Source organism: Tropicimonas sp. IMCC6043 (genome assembly GCF_004146235.1).
GTDB lineage: Bacteria > Pseudomonadota > Alphaproteobacteria > Rhodobacterales > Rhodobacteraceae > Tropicimonas.
Map to the genome: position 1 here is coordinate 1 of NZ_SELO01000102.1, position 2744 is coordinate 2744.

3 protein-coding genes are annotated in these 2744 nt (G+C 56.6%); all 3 read right to left on the reverse strand.

Annotated elements, in window-relative coordinates:
* Positions 1 to 380: GYD domain-containing protein (locus tag EU800_RS29240; protein WP_371685675.1), on the reverse strand; the 380-nt coding region annotated here is incomplete at its 3' end.
* A gap of 363 nt (positions 381 to 743) precedes the next feature.
* On the reverse strand, positions 744 to 1205 hold the full coding sequence (locus tag EU800_RS29015) for a pentapeptide repeat-containing protein (RefSeq protein WP_129636323.1): 462 nt from the start codon (positions 1203 to 1205) through the stop codon (positions 744 to 746).
* Positions 1206 to 1324: 119 nt separating this feature from the next.
* Positions 1325 to 2086 carry a VPLPA-CTERM sorting domain-containing protein gene (locus tag EU800_RS25835; RefSeq protein ID WP_129636324.1) on the reverse strand — a complete coding sequence of 254 codons (762 nt, stop codon included), beginning with the start codon at positions 2084 to 2086 and terminating at the stop codon, positions 1325 to 1327.
* Between the last annotated feature and the right edge of the window lie 658 nt (positions 2087 to 2744).

The window sequence follows — 2744 nt, forward strand, 5'->3', positions numbered from 1 at the left end:
ATGATGAAGTCGGTCGGGCCGGTGGTGGCGTAGAAGGCCTCCATCGTGCCGCCGGCAGCCTCGATCAGCGCGCCGGTGGCTGCACCGCGGTCGCTCGGATGGGCCAGCATCCCCTTGGCGGCGGCCTCAGTATAGTTCCCGGTGATGATAAATCGTGGCATCTGTGTCCTCCCTGAAAACGGGGACCCGGATCTGCGCCCGCACCATGCGGATCGTTTGTCGTCCGCAGTCCCACGGGGAGAGGGTAGCACAGTTTGAGTGACGCAAGGTAATATGAGCTGATGGCCGGGCTGCAGGCGGGCCGCGAGGACCGGACGGAGGAAAGGAAGCCCGGCGACTTGAATTGCAGGAAAGTCTGAAAAACCTTCGCCCGTGGGCATGATCTGATAGGGTTGGCGGATCCACAAGAGGAGCACCGCCGATGTCAAAACAGCCCGCCTTCCCGAGCATGACGCGGGCGATGAAGACGAAGCGGACGCGGCGCGAAGTCATCAGGACGTGAGCACACTATGATCGAAGCTCCTGAGTTTGAACCCAGCAGCGACAGCAAAATGGTCGCGATGATCTTCGGAACCTTTCTCGAAATTACGCCATCGTGCTCTGCAATAGTCTCGCCTGACAACCTGGACCGAATGCGCAAGTGCAGGGCTCCATGCCAACGGTCAATTTGAACGGTGCGCAGGGACAGCAAACCGACATTGACCGAAATGGGCTCGATGCCAGCTAAGCGCAGTTAGTAAACTTCACTGGCTGCACCCGGAGTTATCCACGTCGCCATTGGGCATCTTCGTTCGGCAATAAATGGCGGTATCTCGCCTGGCGATCCTCGGTAGATCTGCTTGATAGAGATTGGCATCGGTCAGGTCCGCATCGTACATGTCGACACTACCAAGATCAGCTCGCTCAAGGTTCGCTCCTGTCAAGTTCGAACCAATAAGGCTTGCACCGGTCGCCATAGCAGACGACAGATCTGCGCCTATCAACTTGGCGCCGGAAAGGTCTGCTCCGACGAGGGTCGCTCCCGACAAATTGACGCCATTGAGATTTGCGTCTGTCAGGTTGGCATCCCACAGGTCAGCGCCACCCAGATCTAACTCCCTTAGATCTGATCGCGCTAAATCGCACCTTGCACAGTTTCCTGTACTCCTCAATTGCTCCAGGTTTTCTCTGTCGAATGCGCTCGCTGTGCCAGCGAAAAGGGTCATTAAGCACCTATTAGCCCTGATTGCGGGGGAAGGTCACCATCAAGCGATATCTATCCAGCATCCAGAAACGCAAAAGCGCCCCGGCGTTGCGGGGCGCTGTGGTACCGTTCGTTGTTGCATCAGGCTTGGCGTCTGCGCGCTAAACCGAGGATGCCAAGGGCACCGAGAAGCAGCGGCAAGCCCGCGGGGAGCGGCACGGGCGGAGTTACCAGGCTGGAATACAAGTGGGACGTTGGAACCGGTGTGCCTGACGATGGGCTGTCATAGAAGAATTCAATCCCCATTGCCACTTGTTGAGACTCGAAGAAAAGCAACTCGATCTCGAACAGTCCGGCGGACAAAAAACCAACCTCAACGGGACCAGCTGACGCTCCCGGAAATGCATGAATGCCGTCGTTGTTGATGACCTGTGTGCCTTGGATAATTAGCTCCGATCCATCGTCCGAACCTATCCCAAGAAAAAGGCTTCCAGGCGCATCCACACGGAGATACCCGGTAAACCGCATAATTGAGTTGAGAACGGCCGTCGCCGCGACCGTCGGGTTGGACAAAGAAGCTGCGTCGACGCCAAGTGCATCGGAGAACGTTGAGGACGTGCTCGTCGAACCGGTTGTTCCGTTGGGATAGTCCACCGAAGTGGCTATAAATGTCGCGTCGGCAGGGCTACTAAGAATGTAAGAGCGGGCATCGGCCAGCGTATCCACATCCACTCCGGTCCAGATCTCTCCGTTCAAGCCAGTTCCCGCAGTGGCGGGCAATGCCCCGTCCGGCGAGACGAAGGTATAGAGCGGCAGCGCGTCGCATTGGTCTATCGTTGTTGCAATCGACGCGACAGCAACCATCGCAACAGCAGAAAACTTGGCAAAATGGTCTGTTATCATCGTTCCCCCCTTTCAGAAACTCGACAAGTGAACTCCTAAATGATCCGGCCTTTCTCATAATGTCGCTGACGAAAACAACACACACTTCTAGCGGAACACTTAGCAGGCGTAGTGTGAAGCGACTCTCCGAGCGCCGCATCGAGACCCACAAAAATAATTTGGGCTCGACACCGGACATTTGTGGCAACGAGCTAGATGAGTCCACTGCCGAAAAAACTGACTCATCCTTGTTGGGATACCCTTGCACTCCACAATGTCATCGTCATCACGTCGCCGTGATGAGTCAAGGAAAGAAGCGTTAGCTGCCTCCAAAACGACCACAGTGCAGGTACATATCTGTACAATAATTCCGTTTTCGAGGCGAGTGCACTCGGGTTCTAATGCGCCTATGTTCCAGCAGGTCAGGATAGCTCGCTTTAGCCGGTCTTTCTCAAGTTGGGCTTCGTTGAGGGCCATGGTGCCGCCTGCACCACGCCATGACCACGTTTTTCGAACGGAAACGCCTTGGGTGAACAGCCGATGCCCCGGACGGGGGCCCTTGTCGGACGCCATTGGCAGCCAGATGCCCATCGACCGCAGGCCGCAGACGCAATGGTCGAGCCGAGTTTCTTCGATCTTGATGGTAAGCGCAGTCAGCATGTCGCCGCCGGAGGCGACC

What these genes read in the sequence shown, in the direction of transcription:
- EU800_RS29015 (WP_129636323.1), bottom strand. Translation starts at nt 1,205, where the DNA reads ATGACCCTTTTCGCTGGCACAGCGAGCGCATTCGACAGAGAAAACCTG.
- EU800_RS25835 (WP_129636324.1), bottom strand. Translation starts at nt 2,086, where the DNA reads ATGATAACAGACCATTTTGCCAAGTTTTCTGCTGTTGCGATGGTTGCT.